Annotated in this window: 14 protein-coding genes and 1 pseudogene; 7 read left to right on the top strand and 8 right to left on the bottom strand. The window is 60.6% G+C overall.

The features are described from left to right. Positions 1-3: 3 nt before the first annotated feature. The 5 genes from HMPREF3149_RS11975 to leuA all read right to left on the bottom strand — a co-directional run bounded on the left by HMPREF3149_RS11975 (position 4) and on the right by leuA (position 8148). Positions 4-783, bottom strand: a complete 780-nt coding sequence (locus HMPREF3149_RS11975) for a type 1 glutamine amidotransferase (RefSeq protein WP_070538419.1) — start codon at positions 781-783, stop codon at positions 4-6. Next, on the bottom strand, positions 776-2062 hold the full coding sequence (locus HMPREF3149_RS11970) for a Mur ligase family protein (RefSeq protein ID WP_070538418.1): 1287 nt from the start codon (positions 2060-2062) through the stop codon (positions 776-778). Before HMPREF3149_RS11970 ends, HMPREF3149_RS11975 begins: the two co-directional genes overlap by 8 nt. A gap of 24 nt (positions 2063-2086) precedes the next feature. Beyond that, positions 2087-3658 carry a DNA polymerase III subunit epsilon gene (locus HMPREF3149_RS11965; protein ID WP_070538417.1) on the bottom strand — a complete coding sequence of 524 codons (1572 nt, stop codon included), beginning with the start codon at positions 3656-3658 and terminating at the stop codon, positions 2087-2089. A 49-nt stretch (positions 3659-3707) separates the two neighbouring features. Next, positions 3708-5930: a hypothetical protein gene (locus HMPREF3149_RS11960; protein WP_070538415.1), complete on the bottom strand. Its 2223-nt coding sequence runs from the start codon at positions 5928-5930 to the stop codon at positions 3708-3710. 403 nt (positions 5931-6333) lie between these two features. Beyond that, positions 6334-8148 carry a 2-isopropylmalate synthase gene (leuA, locus tag HMPREF3149_RS11955; protein ID WP_070538412.1) on the bottom strand — a complete coding sequence of 605 codons (1815 nt, stop codon included), beginning with the start codon at positions 8146-8148 and terminating at the stop codon, positions 6334-6336. 238 nt (positions 8149-8386) lie between these two features. Here leuA and HMPREF3149_RS11950 point away from each other — a divergent pair, with 238 nt between their 5' ends. Next, complete coding sequence (locus tag HMPREF3149_RS11950; RefSeq protein ID WP_246820010.1) at positions 8387-9670, top strand: mannosyltransferase family protein; 1284 nt, start codon at positions 8387-8389, stop codon at positions 9668-9670. Here HMPREF3149_RS11950 and HMPREF3149_RS11945 read toward each other — a convergent pair. Next, positions 9667-10539, bottom strand: a complete 873-nt coding sequence (locus HMPREF3149_RS11945; protein ID WP_042528920.1) for a DMT family transporter — start codon at positions 10537-10539, stop codon at positions 9667-9669. The genes HMPREF3149_RS11950 and HMPREF3149_RS11945 overlap by 4 nt on opposite strands. A 146-nt stretch (positions 10540-10685) precedes the next feature. Here HMPREF3149_RS11945 and HMPREF3149_RS11940 point away from each other — a divergent pair, with 146 nt between their 5' ends. After that, complete coding sequence (locus HMPREF3149_RS11940; protein WP_070538410.1) at positions 10686-11951, top strand: aspartate kinase; 1266 nt, start codon at positions 10686-10688, stop codon at positions 11949-11951. 31 nt (positions 11952-11982) lie between these two features. After that, positions 11983-13020, top strand: a complete 1038-nt coding sequence (locus HMPREF3149_RS11935; RefSeq protein ID WP_070538408.1) for an aspartate-semialdehyde dehydrogenase — start codon at positions 11983-11985, stop codon at positions 13018-13020. Positions 13021-13201: 181 nt separating this feature from the next. On the opposite strand, the gene HMPREF3149_RS11930 is transcribed toward HMPREF3149_RS11935, so the two are convergent. Both HMPREF3149_RS11930 and HMPREF3149_RS11925 read right to left on the bottom strand, forming a co-directional pair. Next, a complete protein-coding gene (locus tag HMPREF3149_RS11930) occupies positions 13202-14524 on the bottom strand; it encodes a YkvI family membrane protein (RefSeq protein ID WP_042528927.1) in 1323 nt (440 codons plus the stop codon). A 261-nt stretch (positions 14525-14785) separates the two neighbouring features. Further along, complete coding sequence (locus HMPREF3149_RS11925; protein WP_070538405.1) at positions 14786-15334, bottom strand: RNA polymerase sigma factor; 549 nt, start codon at positions 15332-15334, stop codon at positions 14786-14788. Between the two features lie 166 nt (positions 15335-15500). On the opposite strand from HMPREF3149_RS11925, the gene HMPREF3149_RS11920 reads away from it, so the two are divergent. The 4 genes and pseudogenes from HMPREF3149_RS11920 to HMPREF3149_RS11905 form a co-directional block, all read left to right on the top strand. After that, a complete protein-coding gene (locus HMPREF3149_RS11920; RefSeq protein ID WP_070538403.1) occupies positions 15501-17057 on the top strand; it encodes a catalase in 1557 nt (518 codons plus the stop codon). A 127-nt stretch (positions 17058-17184) separates the two neighbouring features. After that, entirely contained in the window at positions 17185-18636 is a 1452-nt protein-coding gene (locus tag HMPREF3149_RS11915) for a hypothetical protein (RefSeq protein ID WP_070538401.1), read from the top strand. Positions 18637-18898: 262 nt separating this feature from the next. Further along, positions 18899-20407 carry a DUF5129 domain-containing protein gene (locus HMPREF3149_RS11910; RefSeq protein ID WP_070538399.1) on the top strand — a complete coding sequence of 503 codons (1509 nt, stop codon included), beginning with the start codon at positions 18899-18901 and terminating at the stop codon, positions 20405-20407. A gap of 857 nt (positions 20408-21264) precedes the next feature. Continuing rightward, a pseudogene (locus HMPREF3149_RS11905) lies at positions 21265-22124 on the top strand (adhesin); the annotation flags it as partial.

Here is a 22124-nt window from a genome sequence, read left to right as displayed (position 1 = left end):
GTTCTAGCGCTGGGAGCGCGGCGGCTCCGAGGCGTTGAAGCGCTCGGTGCGCAGGCGGTCGATGGCAGGAATGTCAAGCGGCTCAAGCTCACTGAGGGCCACTCCCAGTGCCTTGGCCAGAAGAAGGTCAGCCAACTGCGGGTTACGTGCGAGAACCGGGCCATGCATGTAGGTGGCGATGACGCTGCCCTGAACCGCACCCTCGGCGGCGCGCTGTGCAGCGCCGTCGGACAGATCACAGGTGGCCGCGGTGTCGGCGTTGCCGGTGCCGCGGGTGAGCTTGCCCAACGGCTGGGCAGCGGGGCCAAGGATGGTGGCGCCCATGTGGTTTTCAAAACCGCTGAGTGGCTCGGTGAGTTCAGCAGTGATGCCAGCCTTCGTTGGCTTGGAAGCGACCTCACCAATGGCACGCTCGGTCATGGAGGCGGTGGTGGCGTCGAGAAGGCCCACACCATCGACAACGCGGCCCGACGCGCGGAAAGACTCGCCGAGTACTTGAAGTCCTGCGCAAATAGCCATGATGGGGCGGCCGGAAGCGGCAGCGCGGCTAAGGCCCCCATCAGCAATGAGGTGCTCCGCCGCAAGAATCTGCGCTGTGTCTTCGCCGCCGCCGACGGTGTAGACGTCGAGGGAATCCGGAACCGGCTCGCCCAGTTTGATGGGCACAATCTCTGCTTCACAACCGCGCATGCGGGCGCGCTGGCGCAGGACGAGGGCGTTGCCATCGTCGCCGTAGGTGCCCAGAACGTCCGGAAGGATGAGACCAATCTGCAGGTTAGTCATTCTCGTGCTCCTTTACTGCGGCGGTGAGTGCCTTCTTCAGATCACGGAAGGCGGTGTAGTTGGCCAGGACCTCGACGCGTCCTTCCGGGCAGGATTGAATGGCGGTGAGGGGGTCGTCGATAAGCTCGTGCGAAATATCCGCATACACCAGGCGCACGGCAAGGTCTGCGGCGCGCTCACCAGTAGCTTTGACGGCGATACCCTCGAAATCTTCGAAGCGCACGTCCCACAGCCAGGACATGTCGATGCCGTCTGCGACGTGGCCATTGGTGGCAATGACCAGGCCATCAGCATCACGGTCCACCATCGACAGCGCCTCCTGCCAGCCGGCCGGGTTCTTGGCCAGAAGCAGACGAATAGTGCGGTTGCCCAGCGTGATGGTGGAGTAGCGTCCGGCCACATCGTCGACGCCTTCAGCAGCGGTAATGGCCTTGTGGCGATCCACACCGAAAGCCTCGACGGCGGCGGCAACAGCTTGTGCGGCATTACCGCGGTTGGCGCGCCCGGGGAGAGCAAGCCTGAGCTTATCGACGCCCCCAGGGCTCACAATTCCTTCCTCCGTCACCGCCCACGTGGGGGTGGGGCGGCGGAAATCGCGCCCATCGGGCAGCGGCTTCACCGCGCGCCAGTCCTCGCCATCGCGAACGATGTGGCCGCCGGTACGCGGGCAGGTCACGGATTCACCCATCCAGCCCGCCCCCGCGGAGACCCAGATGACGTTCTTCGCGTCATAGGCCACGGACGTCATGAGGACATCATCGCAGTTGGCGACGACGAGCATGTCGGGATGCGCCTCTACCGCGCCACGCAGGGCGCGCTCGATCTTGTTGATTTCGCCTACGCGATCCAGCTGGTCACGCGAGAGGTTGAGCAGTACCAGTGCCGTGGGGTTGAGGTTATCTGCCACGTGCGGAACGTGCAGCTCATCAACCTCCAGCACGAGGTGGCTTGCATCCTTTCCAGCGAGGAGCGCGGAGATGATGCCGGCGTCCATGTTGTCGCCGCCATCGTTGGTTGCCACGGCGTGCTCGGTGCGTACTGCCGCGGCCAGCATGCGGGTTGTGGTGGACTTACCGTTGGTACCGGTCACCAAAATGGATGGGCGCTGCCTGGCCAAGTTCTGCATGATGGTGGGGTCAATGGCGCCGGCGATGAGGCCGCCGATCATGCCGCCGGCGCCGCGGCCGGTAGCGCGCGAGGCGGTGGTGGCCAGCGATGCAGCAGTTGTGGCCACCGCGGTGCGCGCTGACTTCAGCGCGCTTCGGAAGTTAAAATTCATGTTCCCCAGGGTAGTCGGGGGACGCTAGTTATCGGTGGTGCGGGAGCGGTTGTGTCCCGAGTTTTGCTGGTTCGGCTGGTGCTGGCCGCCCTGCCCACGCCGGCCACGCCCACCGCGGCGGCGCCGACGGCGGCCAGTGTTGTTGCCGCTCTTATGGTTGGAGTTGTTGCCGCTCTTGTTGTTCTTGTTGGAGGACGCAGCGTTGTCCTGGTGGGACGCAGAACCGTTGTTGCCGGAGTTGCCCTGGGAGTTCTTGTGGCTCTGGTTCTTGTTCTTTGCGCCCTGGCCGTTGCCGGAAGATTTCCGCCGCGAGCGGCGGCGGTTCTTGCTGGAGCGGTTACGGCTAGTGTTCCCGCCAGAGCCGCCGTGATTGGCCCGCTGGCCGTTGTTTCCTCCACCAGATCCGGAGCTGGTGTCTGATTCTTCTGGCTCTTGGGCGTCTTCGATGCGCTCGAGTGCGGCAAGGAAGGCGGTATCGGACATCAGGGGGATGTCCTTGCGGTGCGCATGCATGGGCTTGCCCACGAGGTCGGTGGTGATATTGCAGACCACGAGGGAGGTTTCCCGGGTGAGCTTTTCTGAGTAGTTGAGCTCCTCGCGCGCGAGCGCCGCGATGATGGTATCGGGATCCTCGGTGATCTCTGGGGCGACCACGATTTCCATGCCACGAATGAGCTCCTTGCCCGGCACATAGGGGCCGGGGTTGTGGTGCTGGCGGGGTGCTTCGGCGGCGTCGACGCGCACATGGGAGCGCTGTAGGCCGAAGCGATCCGCACGCAGTTCCTCAGGGGATGCGGCGCTCACAATGCCGTCGCGCTGCGCGCGGTAGAGCGACACGAGCAGGCGGGTGGCCTCACGGGACGTTTCCTTCTCCGGGCGCTGGGCGCGCTCGACCGTGGCTGTGGGGGAGTCCACGTCCAGGCCGGTAGCGCGGGCGACAGCCGCCAGACGGATATCCGTGCCCCACACGCCTTGGCGGCGCGCCGTGGCGAGGGTATCGATGATGCTCACCGGGGTTGGTACGTGGCCCACCTTGACGCGGCGACGGCGACCCTTGTTGCGGTTTCGGTTGCGTGCGCGGTTCTGACGCGCGGCTGCGGTCATCGCTCGGCGGGCTTCCGCCACGATGAAACCCCAGGTGAAGGTGGTGTCGTGCACAATGAGTGTGCGGCCGTCAATAAGCCTGTCAAGTGGCTTGAGCAGCGAGGAGAAGGATTGTCCGGCCTTAATCTCCTCCACGCTTAGTCCGTGGAGGTGGCGTGGGCCCGGGTCACCATCGGGATTGATGACGGCGTGGAACTCTTGGCCGACCTCCCCATCGTCATTCAGCGTCAGCGCATCAACGGTGAGCAGATTTCCTGTTGACGGGTGAATGCCCGTGGTCTGAATCGTCAGCGCGACATAGGGAAACGCTGCCAGTGCTTCCTCACGGGCGGTGTCCCGAGAGGCGTTGTTGCCCTTGGCGGGCGTGGACTTCTCCGTGGATTGAGGACGCGGGCCGGGCTTCGGGGCGCCTGTGCTTGGCGACGCCACGGCCGCAGCTCCCCCAGCGCTGTGGTGCGCTGGAGGTTCGGTGGGGCCGGGTGTCGTAGTCATTGTTCACAGTTTAGTACCCGGTCCTAGGGAACGAGGAAAGGGCACACTCTTAGCGGCTCGGTGAGGCAGGGGAGGGCTTGCTTTCCCTCTCCATCTTCTTGAGCTGGCCCGGAGGAATCCACTGTGGCTTGTCCGGTTTAGCCGGTTTTCCTGGCTTTTTGGCCGGTTCATCGACCTCCGGCTGCGGCAGTGGATGCGGCTCCGGACTCGGCTCATCATCCTCTGGCTCCACCACCGTCGTAAGCTCCACCACTATCGTAAGCTCTATCTCCGGCGTGGGCTCCTCTGCCGCACTGGGGACCGGCGTGGGCTCCTCTGCCGCACTGGGGGCTGGCGTCGGCTCCTCTGCCGCACTGGGGACCGGCGTCGGCTCCTGTGGTGTTGAGACGGGTGTCGACGGTTCGACCGTTGCAGCAGGTTCGAGAGGCGCGGCTGGAATGACAGTGACATCCTCGGGAATCTCCGGAGCTGGCTCGTCAGTGCCCGATCCGTGAGGGGGGAGTGTTGGTACGAAGGGGACGAGGATCTGGCCCTCCTTAGGTGCCGAACGATCCTGCTCAGTGGGGGCAGATGGCGTGGGCTGCGGAACGTATGGAACAGACGTCGGGCGTGGCTGCGGAGCGTACGTCGGTTGCGAGGCAGCTGCGCGCGGAGTTGTCGTCGGCGCTGGCTGTGTGGTGGCCTTCGGCGGAGTCGGCTTTGCCTGGGCAGTTGGCATTGGCTTGCGCGTTACGCTGGGCTTCGGTTGTGCCTGGCGGGTGGGCCGTGCAGCGGTGGCGGCGGCGCCAGAACCCGAGTCGCGGATGGGCGCGGAATCTGATTCTGCGCCGAGACGCTCGCGGCGGCGAGGAGCGTCCTGCGTCGCAGTGCGGCGCGGAGACGTGTGGGCTTCGGTGGCTTTCGACGTCGGGGACGTGCGTCCTTCGCGGTGCGCGCCGCGGTCGTTGCGCTCTGGGGCAGCGCCAGCGCCGGTGGCTTGGGCGGTGCCACGGGGGACGTCGACAAGCGCAGTAGTGTCAGCGGCCCTGTCGCTTGCTGCCGTGGCAGAATCGGAGGATTCATCAGCGGAGGTATTCCTGAAATCTTGGGACACTACGTCACGCAGAGGCGATGGACCATCCCACAACAGCTCCGAGTCCACGCCCAGCACTGCACTCTTTTCTGACCACTCGGGGCCCTCCACGCCGGTGGAGTCCGCGGTGTTTTCGTCATCGGCCGCACGAGGATTGATGTGGGGATTGTTGTACACCTCCAGAGCCGAGCCCGTGATGTGCTCCTGGGAGGAATTGAGGGAAACCAATGAGGCGGTAAAATTGGCGGTGCCGCCGATGATGATGGCAACGCTGGCTGCAGAGGCGAGCTTCAACCCAGTGCTCGCTGCCGCGAACTTAGAGCCAAAGGAGGCCGTGGACGCGGCATCACCCATGGAGTTCAGCGAAATAACGGGAGAATGCGGGCTCGGAGATGCACCAGCAAATGGGGTGGGGGAGCTAGCCCCGTTGGCCTCAGCACGAGCAGCGGCAACGGCAGCACCTGCGGTAGCGGCGGCGAGAGCGCCCGCGGTCTTCAAAAATGGAGAGCCACTGGTCGTGTCATTTGGGATGAAGAGGGTAAGAGTAGGCGTGCCATTGTCCACCGAATAGTAGGCACGAGTTACGGCAACCAGGTCCTCGCGGTTGACGTTAGTGATGGCATGCGCAAGCCACTCGGCCTCTTCATAAGGAATCGTGGCGATGAGTGTTGTATCCGCGAAGACCTGAATGTGGTGCTGGAACAAACCGCGTTTGTTCTCCACCCGCACGAGCAGGTGAGCGGAATGGTTCGACAGTGCATCGTCAGAAATTTCAAAATCGGTGATGCGTAGGGGAGTGTCACCTTCGAGCAGGTGCCAGCGATCAGCGGGCGGGTTGTTGCTAGGTACGCACAAGCCGGGCTCCGGAAGGAGGACTTCGACGACAGGAGTTGTGTCATCCTCGCAGTCCAGGCACAGGCTCACCATTGCGGTAACCTGTGGGCTCAACCCAGCAAGCATCACCCAATCCAGCTCGCCATAGTCGGCGGATTGGGCCGCAGAGACCACGCCCACCACGGTGTCGTCGTGGCGTACTCTGAAACCAGAACTGGAGTGGCCGCATAAGGTCACCGTGACCTGATGAGAGTCCCCTGCCTCAGCGAGCAATTCAAGGAAAAGATCGGGGTTTACATTGTGGACGGTGAGGTGGCGGGGATCACCAAAGCCCGCGTGGGGAACCACATAATTGGTGACCGTCATAATGCTCGCCTTCGTGGCTGGCTCGAGCGCACGGTGCGGGCGACGAGAGTAAGAGTGTGTGTCGGCGCGGGCACCAAGGCGCTGAGTTGCAGCCGGGACATATCCCTTAAAAAGATGGTAAAAAAATTTTCAAAATTGTCTGTGTGTATTCACCATACAGGGGAAACGTTCTGCGGACAAGCTGACGTGTCCTGCACAATGTCACATTCCGTAACGATGACAAAAAATATTGCATAGGTGTGCTCTGGAGGGGACCAGCGTCGAATATAAAAGATATAAATACAATCCGCGATAGGGGTAGGTGCAAGCGCTAGGAAAAGCATTATGCCCGTCGTGCTATCCCGATATTCGGGGCTAGGACGACGGGCGGGGGATGTCTGTACTTGTGTGCCGTTAACGAGTGTTAGTTGGCGCGGTTAATGGCTGAGGTGATCGCGTTGATGGAAGCGCGCGTGGTCGAGCCTGCGATTCCAGCACCCCAAACGTGGGTACCGTTGACCTCCGCAGCGATGTAGCAGGCCGCCTCGGCATCATCACCAGCACTACGAGAGTGCTGGGAGTAATCCATGACCTCGAAGTCGATGCCGACGCCTTCCAGGGCGTTGGCATAAGCGGCCACCGGGCCGTTGCCGCTGCCGGAGACAACGTGCTTCTCGCCGTTATAGGTGATCGTGGCCGTTACCTTCGCGTCCTCAGAATCCGTCGTGGAGTTATCAACGTGGAAAGACTCCAGCTCCAGCGGGGTAGTGCGATCCAGGAACTCGGTGGCGAAGATATCCCACATGTTCTTGGAGTTAACCTCGCCTCCCTCGGCGTCGGTCACCGCCTGCACGGCGGAGGAGAACTCTGCCTGCATTGCGCGCGGCATGTTGATGCCGTGGTCGGTCTTCATGATGTAGGCAACGCCACCTTTGCCGGACTGCGAGTTCACACGGATAACAGCCTGGTAGTCGCGGCCGACATCCTTTGGGTCGATGGGCAGGTAGGGAACCTCCCACGTGGTCTCGCGCAGCTCCTCCCACGACACGTCGGTGTTGTTCGCTCCCGGACGGACCACCTGGGCCAGGGCGTCGAGCCCCTTGTTGATCGCATCCTGGTGAGAGCCGGAGAACGCCGTGAAGACGAGCTCGCCACCATAGGGGTGGCGTTCCGGCACGCGCAGCTGGTTGCAGTACTCCACGGTTTCGCGGATCTTGGGCAGGTCGGAGAAGTCGATTTGTGGGTCCACCCCCTGGGTGAGCATGTTCAAACCCAGGGTGACGATGTCCACGTTGCCCGTGCGCTCGCCGTTGCCGAACAGGCAGCCTTCGATGCGGTCGGCGCCGGCCAGGTAGCCCAGCTCGGCGGCAGCGATGCCTTCACCGCGGTCATTGTGCGGGTGCAGGGACATGATGATCGAATCGCGCTTGGCAAAGTTGCGGTGCATCCACTCGATCTGGTCGGCATAGACATTCGGGCTTATCATCTCCACCGTGGATGGCAGGTTGATGATCATCGGGTTCTCTGGGGTGGCCTCCATGATGTCCACAACCGCGTCGCACACCTCTACGGCAAAGTCCAGCTCGGTCCCGGTAAAGGACTCCGGAGAGTACTCCCACCGCCAGTTGGTGTCCGGGTAGTCCTTGGCAATGTCCTTGATGAGCTCCGCAGCATCCGTTGCCAGCTTTTTGATGGCGGGACGGTCCTTGCGGAAAACCACGCGGCGCTGCAGCTTGGACGTGGAGTTGTAGAAGTGCACGATGACATTCTTGGCGCCTTCGCAGGCTTCAAAGGTGCGGCGGATGAGGTGCTCGCGCGCCTGGACCAAGACCTGGATAGTGACATCATCAGGGATTTTGTTGCCCTCAATGATCTCGCGCACGAAGTTGAAGTCCGTCTGGGACGCAGACGGGAAGCCCACCTCAATCTCCTTGTAGCCCATCTTCACCAGCAGGTCGAACATGCGGTGCTTGCGCTCTGGGCTCATTGGATCGATGAGGGCCTGGTTGCCATCGCGCAGGTCGACGGCGCACCACTGCGGGGCAACCGTAATCTTCTTATCTGGCCATGTGCGATCCGGCAGTTCTACGGGCTCAACTTCTTGTGCGAAGTTCTGGTAGCGCCCTACGGGCATGGAGGAACCGCGCTGCTTGTTCCACGCGGGCTGGTTCTCATTGCGCGGGCCGTTGGGGGTGGTGATGTCACGCGGAGCGGAGATAAAAGAATCGTTGGGGGACATGGAGGTTTCTCTTCCTTGGGGCTGTGGCTGTGTGTGCTGACGGCCAGCTGCGGTGGGCTAAGCATCACCGCGCTCCGCGACGGGGCGCTGGCCGTGAAATACGAACCTAAATCCCGCCGCGGCTACTAAGGAGAAGGGTGTGCCGCAATGTCATGTGAGCCACAATACAGCGCCTCTCACTCTGTGGCAACCGATTTCACATGTTGGGATCTGGGTGAGGGTGGTTACGATGTTCATTGTGACTGAAGAGAAACTCGATCTGAATGCGGCGGAATCGGAGCGTGAATCCGCGCTTGTCGGCACCCCTCCCGAGCTCCACCCGGGGGATGAAGACTGTGGTGTTGAGCAACGTGACGGGCAGGGCGGCGAACATGGTGAAGGGGAAGGTGAGGAGCGGGCCGAAAAGGGTGAGGCTACATCTGGCTTCGGCTACATTGCCCTGATTCTTCCGGCCGTTGCCGTTGCTGTCATTGGTGCAGCCGTGCGCATCGGAGTGCTGCGTCTTCTGAGCTCGGTTCATGAGCGTGAACTGTGGGATCAGCTGCTGGCGTGGGACGCCAAGTACTACCTTGAAATCGCTCGTGTTGGCTATTTTGATGCTGACATCACCACCGATGGTCCGATCCATGAAACCACCATGGCTTTCTTTCCGGGCTTCCCCATGGTGCTGCGCGCGCTCGGCTGGACAGGGCTAAGTCTGGAGCTTTCGGCTCTTCTTATTAATACGGTGTTTACTGCGGTCATGGCTGCGGGTGTCATGGTGCTGGCGCGCCGGATTGGCGCTGGCCGCGCTGGCCAAGTGGCGGCGGCACTCGTGGTGACGAGCGCGCCGATGTCTATCGTGTTCTCCATGCCCTATACGGAGGCGCTGTTTGGTGCGCTCGTGGTGTGGGGGTTGGTGGCCTTGGACCAGCGCGCCTGGTGGTGGGCCGGTGCCTTGGGCTTCCTCCTGTCCTTTGTCCGGTTAACCTCCGTGGACTTTCTTGCTGTCTTCGGTCTGTGGGTGCTCATCTACGGTCGCCGGACATGGCAGGCGTGGGTGAGCCTCATCATCGCTGCGCTTCCGCTGCCTGCTTACCTGCTGTGGGCACAGCGCTACCTAGCAGATGTGGGCGGCTACTTCGGAATACAGACCAAACACTGGCACTCCACCTTCGATGGTGGAGTTGCCACCGCGACCTTTGTGTGGGAAACCCTGACGAAGAACAACAATGTGGGATATCTGCTCTCCGTGCTCGTCATCTTGGGTACGGTCGTCCTCATTGTGGCGTCTTGGGGCAAGGCGAACCCGGTGGCGTGGTGGTTTAGCGCAGCTCTTGCAGCGAACGTCCTGTTATCAGACGGAATTATGCACTCGCGTCCTCGTTTGCTGCTGCCCGTCGCGCTGCTCCTTGTGCCGTGGACGGTGCGTGCTGTAGTTGCGCTGCCGCGTCGCATGTCCTGGCTGGGTAGTGCAGCATGGGTCGTCTGGTCGGCGTGGTTTTCCGCCTACATGATTGTCGTGTTTGAGTGGGCTATCTAGCGCGGTGACTGATCGGTGCGTCGAGCCGTGCCGGTGTTGACGGGAAGACGCGACAGGACAACCGTGGCGATAACCATGATGGCCAACGAGCCGCCCATGACGCACCAGCCCACGCTAGAGTTCACCTGGAACTTTTCTCCCAGCACCCAGTAGCCCAGGCCGAAGGCCACGATGGGTTCCATGATGGTCATAGCCGGCAAAGAGTGCGCGAGGGCGCCGGCGTGGAAAGAATACTGCTGAATGACCGTGCCACCCCCTGCGAGCCCAATGAGCGTGTAGAGCTCCCAACTGCCCAGCATGGCCGCGACACCTTCGTGGGAAAAGATGTCCACGACCGCTTTAGCTACCAGCGCAACGTAGCCATACAGAATGCCGCACGCTGTGCCGAGCGCCAGGGCGGATTCCTTTGGGCGGTTATAGGCGGCGACGAACAGCGCGGCCAACGCCACGGCGCCGACGGCGAAAGCGGGCCACCATTGGGACCACGTGGGCGTCGACAAGCCCTTGGTAGGACGCCCATACACAACGAGGATGCCCACGGCGATGGTCAGCGCCACGCACCAGGTGATCTCGCGGGCAGGCATGCGGCGCCGCGAATACCACGCCGCAAGCGGCAGCGTGAACATGAGCGAAAGCACAAGAATGGGCTGCACGATAAGCAGTGTTCCGAAATGAAGGGCGATGAGCTGCAACACATACGCCACCACAGCAGCGCCAGTACCCACCCACCACAGGGGGGTTCGCAGTGCAGTGCGCATCACGCTGGTGGAGCTGGCGTCGAGCACAATACGGTGACGAATCACCGTGCCCCACGCAATGACCAGCGCCGAGGCCAGTGCAAAAGCAACGGCAACCACATTAGAAAGCATCGTATCCACCCTACCCGGAATTAAAGTGCGTTTGGTGTTTCGGTCGCGCTGTGAGGGCGGTAGGCTAAAGGAGTTGACTGCCGGTCTATAGGTATTGGGCGGTGAACAGGTATTGGCCCTCGCGAAAACGAAAGGTGGGACCATCAGTGGCCCTAGTCGTACAGAAATACGGGGGATCCTCCCTCGAAAGCGCAGAGCGCATCCGCGCCGTCGCGGAGCGCATTGTAGCGACGAAGAAGCAGGGTCACGACGTCGTCGTCGTGTGCTCCGCCATGGGAGACACCACCGATGAGCTCCTTGACCTTGCCGCTGAAGTAAACCCGGTCCCACCGCAGCGTGAGATGGATATGCTGCTCACCGCCGGTGAGCGTATTTCGAACGCCCTCGTGGCGATGGCGGTGGAGTCTTTGGGTGCCCAGGCGTGTTCTTTCACTGGCTCCCAGGCCGGCGTGCTCACCACTGAGCGCCACGGTAATGCCCGGATTATCGATGTCACCCCAGGCCGCCTCACCGAGGCTCTCGACGAAGGCAAAATTTGCATTGTCGCCGGCTTCCAGGGCGTGAACAAGGACACGCGTGATGTCACCACCCTCGGCCGCGGTGGCTCAGACACTACTGCAGTCGCTCTTGCGGCAGCGCTCAAGGCAGATGTATGCGAAATCTACTCGGACGTGGACGGCGTCTACACCGCTGACCCGCGCATCGTGCCGAATGCCCAGAAGCTGGAAAAGCTTTCCTTTGAGGAAATGCTGGAACTAGCAGCAGTGGGCTCCAAGATTTTGGTTCTGCGCAGCGTCGAGTACGCCCGCGCGTTCAACGTTCCTATGCGAGTTCGCTCGTCTTATTCAAACGACCCCGGCACGCTCATCGCCGGTTCAATGGAGGATATCCCCGTGGAAGAAGCAGTACTTACCGGCATCGCTACCGACCGTTCTGAGGCCAAGGTCACCGTCCTCGGCATCCCGGACCGCCCGGGGGAGGCCGCCAAGGTCTTCCGTGTCATTGCGGATGCAGAGATCAACATCGACATGGTCCTGCAGAATGTCTCTTCCCTAGAGTCCGGCACCACTGACATCACCTTCACCTGCCCGCGTTCTGACGGCCCGCGCGCCATGGAGCTTCTTGCCAAGCTCAAGGAAGACGGCCGCTGGACCAATGTGCTGTACGACGACCAAGTGGGCAAGGTCTCCCTCGTCGGTGCCGGCATGAAGTCCCACCCAGGTGTGACTGCTGACTTCACCGAGGCGTTGCGTGATGCCGATGTCAACATGGAGCTCATCTCTACCTCCGAGATTCGCATTTCTGTGCTTACCCGCGAGGCAGACCTAGAGAAGGCTGCCGTCGCACTGCATGAGAAGTTCCAGCTGGGTGGCGATGAGATTGCTACCGTCTACGCTGGTACCGGACGCTAGAGAACGCACTAAGGATCAAGGAGTTAACGTCATGACCACTGTTGCAGTTGTAGGTGCCACCGGGCAGGTCGGCCGCGTGATGCGGTCCATCCTGGAAGAGCGCAATTTCCCGGCGGACACGGTCCGTTTCTTCGCCTCCGCGCGCTCGGCAGGCCAAGAACTGACTTTCCGTGAGGACAAGGTTGTTGTGGAGGATCTGGCGGAGCAGACCGTAGAGAGCCTCGCCGGAATTGATATCGCGTTGTTCTCTGCGGGCGGTTCTACCTCCAAGCAGTACGCTCCACTCTTTGCGGAGGCGGGTGCCACCGTGGTGGATAACTCCTCCGCCTGGCGCAAGGATCCCGAGGTTCCGCTTATTGTCTCCGAGGTGAACCCGCAAGAGGCGAAGAACGTTGCCAAGGGAATTATTGCGAACCCGAACTGCACCACGATGGCAATTATGCCGGTCACTAAGGCGCTTCACGACGCCGCCGGTCTCACCACCATGCGCGTGGCCTCCTACCAGGCAGTCTCTGGCTCCGGCCTCGCTGGTGTGGAGACACTGGCCAAGCAGGTCGCATCCCTGGGCCACCAGAACGTGGAGTTGGCGCATGACGGCTCCGTGCTCGACGTCTCTGAGGACGAGCTCGGCCCTTACGTGGCCCCGATTGCCTATAACGCGTTGCCGATGGCCGGCAACCTCGTTGACGATGGCTCGGAGGAGACCGATGAGGAGCAGAAGCTGCGCAACGAGTCCCGCAAGATTCTGAGCATCCCTGAGCTGAAGGTTTCCGGTACCTGCGTACGCATTCCGGTCTTCACCGGACACACCATGGTCGTCCACGCGGAATTTGAGAAGCCGATTACCCCGGAGCAGGCCCGCGAGGTTCTTTCCAATGCCTCCGGTGTCAAGGTCGTCGACGTTCCAACCCCGTTGGCTGCCACCGGCATTGACCTCTCCCTCGTGGGGCGTATCCGCCAGGATCAGACGGTCGCGGACAACAAGGGACTCGTCTTCGTTGTCTCCGGTGATAACCTCCGCAAAGGCGCAGCCCTCAACACTATTCAGATTGCGGAGCTGCTGGTCTAAGACGCCGCACCCATAGGGTGCGCCCGAAAAGGACCGAGAGGTCCGAGAGGCCCGGGATGCCTTATTGACAGCCAAAAACAACGAACGTCCGCCCCAGAATTTATCTGGCGGCGGACTTTCTTCGTTTCGAGGGCCGATAAGAGCGCCGAGCTCTCTCTAGCCGTAGTCCTGTGAGCCCCTGCTAGTTCTTGGGAACCTCAGGCTGAGTGTGCTCCACGTAGGTCACGGACGGATCCGGGTCCTCGCGGTCGTACTCGATCTCGTCATCCGCCTCGAGTTCCTCGTGGATTTCCTCGGCAACAGTCTCCACGAACTCCTCGGTCTTCATGTTGGAGGCTGCAGCAAGCTTGCGCAGCTCGCGCTCGTTCTTCTTGGTGAAGTGCTCACGCGGGTCCAGACGGCGCTTCACCAGCTTGCGGGCGCGCACACGACGGCGGGACTCAGAGGTAATCTTGTCGCGCTGCGTGATCCAGCTGATGACCATGACGGCAATCATGAGCAGGCCGATCCAGCCCAGAATTGGGTAGACGCTGGAGACCAGCTTCTTAAAGCCCACGAAGGACAGGATGAAGCCGATGACACAGGCCGCGGCGTAGACGGGGTAGAAAAGCTTCGGCTTCTTGCGGGTCAGGCGCTTGCCCATGGCGTAGAACATGCCGATGGCGGTGTTAAAGACCATTCCGTAGATGATGAAGGTCATGAAGTAACCCAGTGCCGGGTTCACGTTGTTAATCAGCGTGAGAACCGGAAGATCCTGGCCGTTGACCTCAGGGGCCACCATGTACAGGGACACCACGAGCAGAGCCAGCAGCACAAGATAGATGATGCCGCCAAAGAAACCGCCAATGCCCACGGCGCGGTTATCCAGGATGTTGCCGCCAATCACGATGGACATGGACACCGCACACATGACGTTCAGGCCGGTGTAGTTGAGGGCTGCCAGCCACCAGCTGCCAATTGGGCTTTCCACCTGTGCCACGGCGAACTCGTTGGCGGAGGACCAATCCACATCCGTGACCACAATGGTGTAGCCGGTGGCAAAGACGACGAAGATAATGATGAACGGCGTAATCGCGCCGATGACGGAGGTCACCTTGTCCACGTCGAGGAGGCCGACGAGGAGGACCAAGGCGAGCATGATCGCGCCACCGACCCAAATGGGGACCCCGTCGAACTGCTGGCTAATAGTAGAGCCACCACCGGCGAACATGACGAAGCCGATGGCGAATAGCGTGGCAAGCGTTCCATAGTCCAGGACGCGAGAGATGATCGGGCCACTGATCTTGTCGTAGACGGCAGTGTGCTCATCAGCCTGGAAGTACGATCCCAACTGCAGGATCGAAACACCGGTAATCAGCATGAGGGCTGCGGCAAGTACCACACCCCACAGGCCCCAATTGCCGAATGCCACAAAGTACTGCATCGCTTCTTGTCCAGATGCAAAGCCGGCGCCAACGACGACGCCGATAAAGGCCATAGAAATGGCCACTGCGCGTTTCCACATAAGGTTAAGAGGTCTCTCAATCTCACACGAGCCGGGGGTCGTCACTGTTTGAGGCGTGATGCGGGCGGTCGGAGGCCGCGCGGCCCGGGTCGACTATCGATTTATCACGTGTGCCTCGAAAAACATTAGGCATGGCGGACAGGTATTTTCCAGCTGAAACGGTCTCAACGCGGTGTGATGCGTGTGACAGTAGGGTAATGTTCTCAGTGTCTGTGCAGGTGTGTACGTCGAGGGTTGCACTTTATAACGGCTCGGTAACGATTATCCACGGTGGTCGATGAGGTCTTTTCGTGCGCGGGCGACTCGTGAGCGGATGGTGCCCACCCGCACTCCGGCAATCTTGGCGGCCTCCTCATAGGTGTAGCCCAGCACCTGCGTGAGGATGAGGGCCTCGCGGCGATCGTCGGGGAGGGCGTCGATAAGCGAACGTGCGTCGATCCATTCGCTCCACGTGCCGGCGTTCTCGGGAGCTGGGGCTAGGGCCGCCGCATCCTCATATTCGGTGGCAGATTTCCGGGGGCGTGCCATGTCGTGGCGGATGTTGTCCACCCATACGCGGCGGGCAAGGGAGAGTAGCCACGTGCGCGCAGAGGAACGCGCGGCAAAGCGGGGGAGGGCGCCGATGACGCGCAGGTAGGTTTCCTGGGTTAGGTCATCGGCAATGTCGGGTCCGCCGAGGTGAGCAAGCAAGCGCCAGACGTCATCCTGGGTGGACTTAATGAACTCCGTTAAAGCTGCGCGGTCGCCGCGTCCCGCCTTCAATGCAAGGTCGGTAACGCGCGTATCATCGCGCTCGGAGTGGGGTTTCACCTCCCACAATCTACCAGCAGCGGTGGGCCACCTTAGCTATCGCTGTGAGGTGGCGTCCGGTTTGGTGAACCTGTTGCGGGGGTCATATTTCGGCGGTAGGCTATGAAACGTCCGAGATTGATAATAATCCTCAAATTATCAACCAAATTAGGAGGAATATTCCCCAATGACTAACGCTTCGAACGAATCTGCAGCAGACAAGGTACTGGACAAGGGTCAGCGTGCCCCGGGTGGCCCGAACACCACCCGCCCGTCCGGCCAGCCGGTGGCCACCGAAAATACCAGCATCACCAACGGTGAGAACGGTCCGGTTGTTCTCAATGACATTCACCTCATTGAGAAGCTGGCCCACTTCAACCGTGAGCGCGTTCCGGAGCGTACCCCGCACGCGAAGGGCCACGGCGCTTTCGGTGAGCTGCACGTCACCGAGGATGTGTCCGCTTACACCAAGGCCAAGCTCTTCCAGAAGGGCACCGTTACCCCGATGATGGGCCGCTTCTCCACCGTTGCTGGTGAGCAGGGCTCCCCGGATACCTGGCGTGACGTTCACGGCTTCGCGCTGCGCTTCTACACCGAAGAGGGCAACTACGACATCGTGGGTAACAACACCCCAGTGTTCTTTATCCGTGACGGCATCAAGTTCCCGGACTTCATCCACTCCCAGAAGCGCCTGGGCACCAACGGCCTGCGCGATGCTGACATGCAGTGGGACTTCTGGACCCGCAACCCGGAGACCACCCACCAGGTGACCTACCTCATGGGTGACCGCGGCACCCCGAAGACCACCCGCCACCAGAACGGCTATGGTTCCCACACCTTCCAGTGGGTCAACGAGCAGGGCGAGGCATTCTGGGTGAAGTACCACTTCAAGTCCCGCCAGGGCGTGGAGAACTTCACCGACGCTGAGGCAGGCGAGATGGCCGGCCAGAACGCTGACTACCACCGTGAGGATCTCTACAACGCCATCGAGGAAGGCAACTTCCCGGTCTGGGACGTCAAGGTTCAGATCATGCCGGTCGCTGAGGCGGAGGGTTACCGCTTCAACCCGTTCGACCTCACCAAGGTCTGGTCCAAGAAGGACTACCCACTGGTGGATGTCGGCTACTTCGTCCTCAACCGCAACCCGCGCAACTTCTTCGCACAGATTGAGCAGGTTGCACTGGATCCGGCCAACATCGTTCCGGGCATTGGCCTGTCCCCGGACAAGATGCTGCAGGCTCGTGCCTTTGCTTACTCTGACCAGCAGCGCTACCGCATCGGACCGAACTACAAGCAGCTTCCGGTCAACCAGCCCGTGAACCAGGTCAACACCTACGAGCACGAGGGCCCGATGCAGTTCCTGTTCAACGACCCGGAGGACCCGGTCTACTCCCCGAACCGCCACGCCAAGGGCGGCGGCTACCAGGACGGTGACGAGAACCTGCGCTTCAAGGAGCAGGAGACCACCACCGCGACGGACCTCTACGTTAACCCGGACCCGGCCGGCATCGACTTGGTCCGCGCGCCGTACGTCCGCCACGCCGAGGACAACGACACTGTTCAGGCCACCGACCTGTACGAGAATGTCTACGATGACGGCGCCAAGGAGCGCATAGCGGACAACATCACCAACGCCATGGCTGGTGTGTCCCCGGAGACCGAGGAGCGCGTCTACGCCTACTGGGACGCTGTGTCCCCGCAGCTGGGCAAGCGCGTGCGTGAGCTCTTCGCTGAGAAGAAGTAGCGCGTTAATGCGCGCACGCTAAAGCGCCCCTAAAAAGGCCCCGCTAGGTACCGACCAGCTCGGTACTGGCGGGGCCTTTCCGCGCGTCTGACTCCTTTTTCCCAGCGTGGGCGATAGTTTCTATACCATGACCTCACGCCTCGCTACTCCTTCTGAAGCTGCGCAGCCAGGGCGCACCCGCTCGCTACTGATCGCCGCCTTCCTCCTTGTCCCGCTCATCGTCGGCGCTGTGGTTGCTACTGCGTCCCAGTGGCAACCAGCCCAGGCGTGGTCGGAGGAACAGGCCGGTGCGCCCAGTGACGGCACGATTGATCCCACTGAGCTTTATGACGTCGCCCGTGCCCTCACTGAAGCCAATGCTCAGGCCGGCTTTTTGGCGAACGGAACTCAGCAGCTGACTGACGGTACCGGTGAGCTCAAGGGCGGCGCAGACGAGCTGGGTGGCGGTGTTGACCAGCTTGCGGGCGGCTCGCAGGAGCTGTACGACGGACTGATTCAGTTGCAGTCCGGCACCGCTCAGCTGGGCAATGGCGCCACCGAGCTTGCCGACGGCGTCGGCAGCGCCGTCGATCAAGTCGTCGGCCTCGGCGTGGTGCGTGGCCAAATCCTCGAAGCTATCGACGGCACCGTCAAGGATCTTGAGGGCAACAACTCCCGTGAGGCGAAGGAAATTCGCTCACAGCTCGGTGATCTGCGCGCCCAGGTGGAAAATTTCCAGTTTGACCAATCCATCCAGGACCAGCTCATCCAGCTCAAGGACGGATCGCGTGAGCTTTCAAACCAACTGGCGGTCAATGGCTACGCCTATCATGACGGCGTCTACCAAGCTGCGGAGGGTGCCAAGCAGCTTAACGCCGGTATTGGTGAGCTTAACGCCAAGGTGGATGAGGCGCTCAAGGGCGTCGATGAGCTTGTAGCCGGTGCCGAGAAGGTTGATGGGATGGCCCAGCAGAATAAAACTAAGGTTCAGGGTGCACAGCGCGCCCTGCCCACCGTGGCTGGCCCAGCACAGCAGCACTCTGAGCCCGCGCAGCTGCTGAGCCCCATCGTGGCGATGCTGCTGGCCGCGCTCGCTGTTCTTGGCGGCGGTGTGTTGGGTGCCCTGCTCACCCGTGTTGAGCGTCGTCTCGTGACCCTGATTGGCGGCGCGGCGGTGATCGGCGTGATTGTTGCCCTTCTCATGGTTCTCCTGGCCACCGGTGTGACCGCTACTGCCGTGGGCTGGGCGGTGCTCGCGGCGGTGGGGGCCGGGGTGGCGTCGGCAAGCGCGATGTTCGCCCTGGTTCGTGGTCTTGGTGTCCCGGGGTGGGGCCTGGGTATCCTGCTCGGCGTGCTCCAGGTGGGCGTCGTAGGATGGGCGTGGAAGGCGGCGTCCACGGGCACGGATCTGAATGCGGCACTGAGTGCCCTTGTTCATCTTTTCCCCATGCAATGGGCAACGTCCGCCATTACGGTGGCAGGAAATGGGGGGAATTCCCCACAGCTCTTTGCCGCAATGGCAATTTTGGGGGTAATCATCGCCGTCTCGATCGGCGTTGTGGGGGCACCCTCTTCGCGGCGCCCAGAAACAAAAGCCTAGCTCAGGGCCTCGCGGTGTGAGAGCGGGCTGAGCAACGGCTAAAGATACTACGATTTTCCGAAGTTAGGTATCGCAACGAGGGGAAATAGTGCTAGAGTTAGAGTCGCTCACAAAGCCTACTTAGGGGGTAGGCAAACGGTTTCTCCAATCCGTTGTGAGTGATAGGGAATAGGGGCGACGCGGCTGCTGTAGGGGCACCGCGTCGTTTCCCGTTTTCGGGGGTAAAATCGGCGTCATCCCGCTCTTGGATTGGAGAACTATCGTGACTTCGGACCGTGATATCAAGCCGTTTGCTGCTAGCCGTGGCCCCAAGGTGACGTCCGTCGGGGCTATCGTCGGGATGGCGTTAGCTAGTGGTCTGCTTCTCGGTGGGCTTGGCGCCGGGGCAACCCTTGCAGCCGTCGGCGCCCCAGAGCGTTCCGACTACGTCATTCAACCGGCCCAGCAGATGGTGCAGACGGACATCATGGATCCCCATGACGTGCTCACTCCGGAGGAAGAAGAGCGCATGCTTCGCGATGCCTCCCGGATCGCCGCCCCCGACGTGGTTCAGGGCCTGCACTACGTGGTTTTCGCCAGGAATCATGAAAACGTCAACGACACTGTGGAAGAGTACCTGCGGGACCAGCATCCAGAGCTCATTGGCAAGGACAAGTTCGCCGACGGCCACGTGTTCATCGGAGTGGGCCTTGACCCGCGTCAGTCCTTCGTCTTCGCGGGCGAGGATGTGGCTTCAGAACTGGATTTGCGTAAGGGTGACCGCCATTTGAGCCGCTCCGTCGAGGCCATCAAACCGGGCGTGCGGGATGGCAATATCCCCGCCGGGTTGTTCGCTGGCGCGTCCACCGCAATTGATGCTGAGCGTGCCGCCGATGCTCGGTTTGAAAGCGCCAAGGCGAGTCGTGTCGGCGGGGCCGTGGGACTCGGTGTGGGCGGACTTGCACTAGGAAGCGTTGCTGCAGGCACGGTTGGCGGAGTGCGCCGCAGCAAACAAAAGAAGGCACTGAAGGCGCGTGAGGATTGGGATTATGTGTCCCAGACGTACACCGATGTTGCACAGCGCCTGCAGTCCATTGATATCCGTGCCCATTCGCTGCAGTCGGGTTTGGTAGACGAGCGCATGCGTGAGGACTGGGAGGGGCTGCGCGATGACTTCCTAGCCATTGATCGTTCCGTTGGTTCCTTCATGTCAATCCCTGCCGATGCGCCGGATGAACAGTTTCGTTCGCGCGAGGAGAAAATCGCGCAGGCACGACTCATGTGTGAGCGCGTAGAAACGGCCGAGGCCAATCTGGAGAAGCTATACCGCGTTGAGAACGCCGACGTTGATGCCCGCCGCTATGAGCTCTATGAGTTGGGCAAGGATCTGGCGCAGGCGGGGTATGTGGCTTCCGATATTGATTCTGGGGCCGCGCGTCACGCTAAGGAGCTGGAAGATGCCGCCGTGGCGCTGTCCAACCAGCCGGATCATCCGCAGTTTATGGAGCGCTACCTGGAGATTCTCGACCGTTCTGCACTGTTGTCGGAGCACCTTCAGAGCCAGCTTCAGAAGCGCAACGAAGCCGACGAGCGCCCAGAGCGCACCCACATCTACGACTCCGACTTCTTTGCCGGTTCCGGCTACCACGGCTACGTGCCGTTCTACGTCGTGAGCACCTGGGATAACGATGCCGTCGCCGCCCGCGATTCCAGCTCTGGCAGCAGCGGCGGCGGTGTCAACAGCAGCTTTAGCTCGGGCTTCTCCGGTTCGGGTGGCTCCTCCAGCTTCTAAGGAAGCAGAGGGCCAGGCCGGCAAGGGCGACTCACAATTCGGAAGCCCGAACCCCCGCTCAAGAGTTGAAAAAGTGGAAGCGCAGACCCGAAAACTCAACATGAATCCTGTCCCCATAAGAAGCGCTAATCACGGCGGCCACGCTGTTACCGCTGACGCGGATGATGGGGAGCGAAAAACGATGGTGGTTTTCACCAAAAGCAAACGTGTGTGTTGACCACGACGATAGCTGTGGCAGAAATCATGGTAGGAAGCCCTGATGGCCGCACGACACTCACGACAACGGCGCACCCTCCGGTACAAGGGGGTCAGACTGGGGCGTTTCGGCGCACAACAAGACTAGGCTTAGCGACATCTCTGGTGTTGAGCTTATAAACCAGGTGCATGGTGAATCCGAAAACGCAGTGCCGTCCTCGAGCTCAGCGCGTTGGGATTAATGCCCTTCTACATGGCGCTACTAGGCTTTATCAAGACATACAGAGCTTTATTAGGCGGCCTGCACCGCTCAGAAATTCAAGAGACGCCAACTCACTCCCGTGCATATTTGCACATTCTGGCGGAAACTTTACATCACAATCTACTCCCAGAGAGTTCACAGTGCTCTGGCAGCGGCTGACGTGCGTCTGACAGCTGCCGTTCACAATGGCAACACTGCAGCCTGTTCCTACACATACGCTGGAAAACGTATTAAGTGCAGATAGTTAAATGGTGGTAGTGTTCAGTATGCACTATAGGGCTAATCAATAGCTTAGCGTTGAAGTCGAGATTGGCTGCGGTGTGCTCAGCTACGAAATCGTGCCTTGAACAGCGAGATCGCCACTGAGCCGGAATATATCTTTCAAATGTGAAGAGGAATAATGAGTATTTCAAGAAGATTGCCCCGAAGGGGGTGGGCGCTCTTAACTGCGATTCTCGCAATAGTTGCAGTTATCGCGGCTTTGCTCGCCGTGCCGTCGGAAAGAGCCAGCGCTGCGGAACCCACCGATTTTGTGCCCAATACTAAATTGGGTAATGAGGACGCTAAGCGTGCCACAAGTACATTCGGAGAAGATCCTAGCTGGGGTATGCTTGTTTGGGCTGGCGAATTGCTGGACCCCGAGAACGACCCACATCCCGACAATGCTCCCAATAAAGAAAATAATGTTGGCTGGGCGTGGTGTATTGAGACAAGCTTTGTACCTCCCCTTTTCACGTCGAACAAGTATGACAAAGCGAATGCTAAGCGTCTCAAACTTCGTCCGGAGTATCATGATCCAGTGATCAGACTCGCACGGATGATGCAAAGTGCGGTTGCGCGAGGCGATAAAAAGGCGGCTGCTAACTATTATGTTTATCTAGTAAGCTTTACCGCCACTGCCGCTCTCTCAAGGTCACAGGCTATCGGTACGATTACGGGCCTAGATCCAAAGTACAATAATCCACACAACAATTTGAACTTTAGCGGCTATACAGGACGCTACGAAGAATTCACAAAACTTACGGGTTATCGATTTGAAGGTAGATACCTTGAGCAGATGAAACTCGTAAGAGATAAATCGGTGTCGATCCCAGAGCAACCTCGAGACGCATACATCACCGTTGTTCCTCCTGAAGGAAACGACGCTAAAGATTCTCAAACAATTATGCCAGTGGATCAGCCGGGCCTACCTGACGAGAACGGTGGAAGCGGTTCTAACCCGTCCACTAAGACGCCGTCTATTAAGACGAAGGCTGAGTT

It is taken from the genome of Corynebacterium sp. HMSC05E07, assembly GCF_001807225.1.
Taxonomy (GTDB): Bacteria; Actinomycetota; Actinomycetes; order Mycobacteriales; family Mycobacteriaceae; genus Corynebacterium; species Corynebacterium singulare.
Note: the sequence above shows the minus strand (reverse complement) of the source record. Positions and strands in the feature narration are given on the sequence as shown.

Excerpts from the sequence above, each read along its gene's own strand:
- HMPREF3149_RS11945 (WP_042528920.1), bottom strand. The coding sequence starts at position 10,539 with ATGCTTTCTAATGTGGTTGCCGTTGCTTTTGCACTGGCCTCGGCGCTG.
- HMPREF3149_RS11965 (WP_070538417.1), bottom strand. The coding sequence starts at position 3,658 with ATGACTACGACACCCGGCCCCACCGAACCTCCAGCGCACCACAGCGCT.
- HMPREF3149_RS11960 (WP_070538415.1), bottom strand. The coding sequence starts at position 5,930 with ATGACGGTCACCAATTATGTGGTTCCCCACGCGGGCTTTGGTGATCCC.
- leuA (WP_070538412.1), bottom strand. The coding sequence starts at position 8,148 with ATGTCCCCCAACGATTCTTTTATCTCCGCTCCGCGTGACATCACCACC.
- HMPREF3149_RS11920 (WP_070538403.1), top strand. The coding sequence starts at position 15,501 with ATGACTAACGCTTCGAACGAATCTGCAGCAGACAAGGTACTGGACAAG.
- HMPREF3149_RS11975 (WP_070538419.1), bottom strand. The coding sequence starts at position 783 with ATGACTAACCTGCAGATTGGTCTCATCCTTCCGGACGTTCTGGGCACC.
- HMPREF3149_RS11930 (WP_042528927.1), bottom strand. The coding sequence starts at position 14,524 with ATGTGGAAACGCGCAGTGGCCATTTCTATGGCCTTTATCGGCGTCGTC.
- HMPREF3149_RS11915 (WP_070538401.1), top strand. The coding sequence starts at position 17,185 with ATGACCTCACGCCTCGCTACTCCTTCTGAAGCTGCGCAGCCAGGGCGC.
- HMPREF3149_RS11935 (WP_070538408.1), top strand. The coding sequence starts at position 11,983 with ATGACCACTGTTGCAGTTGTAGGTGCCACCGGGCAGGTCGGCCGCGTG.
- HMPREF3149_RS11970 (WP_070538418.1), bottom strand. The coding sequence starts at position 2,062 with ATGAATTTTAACTTCCGAAGCGCGCTGAAGTCAGCGCGCACCGCGGTG.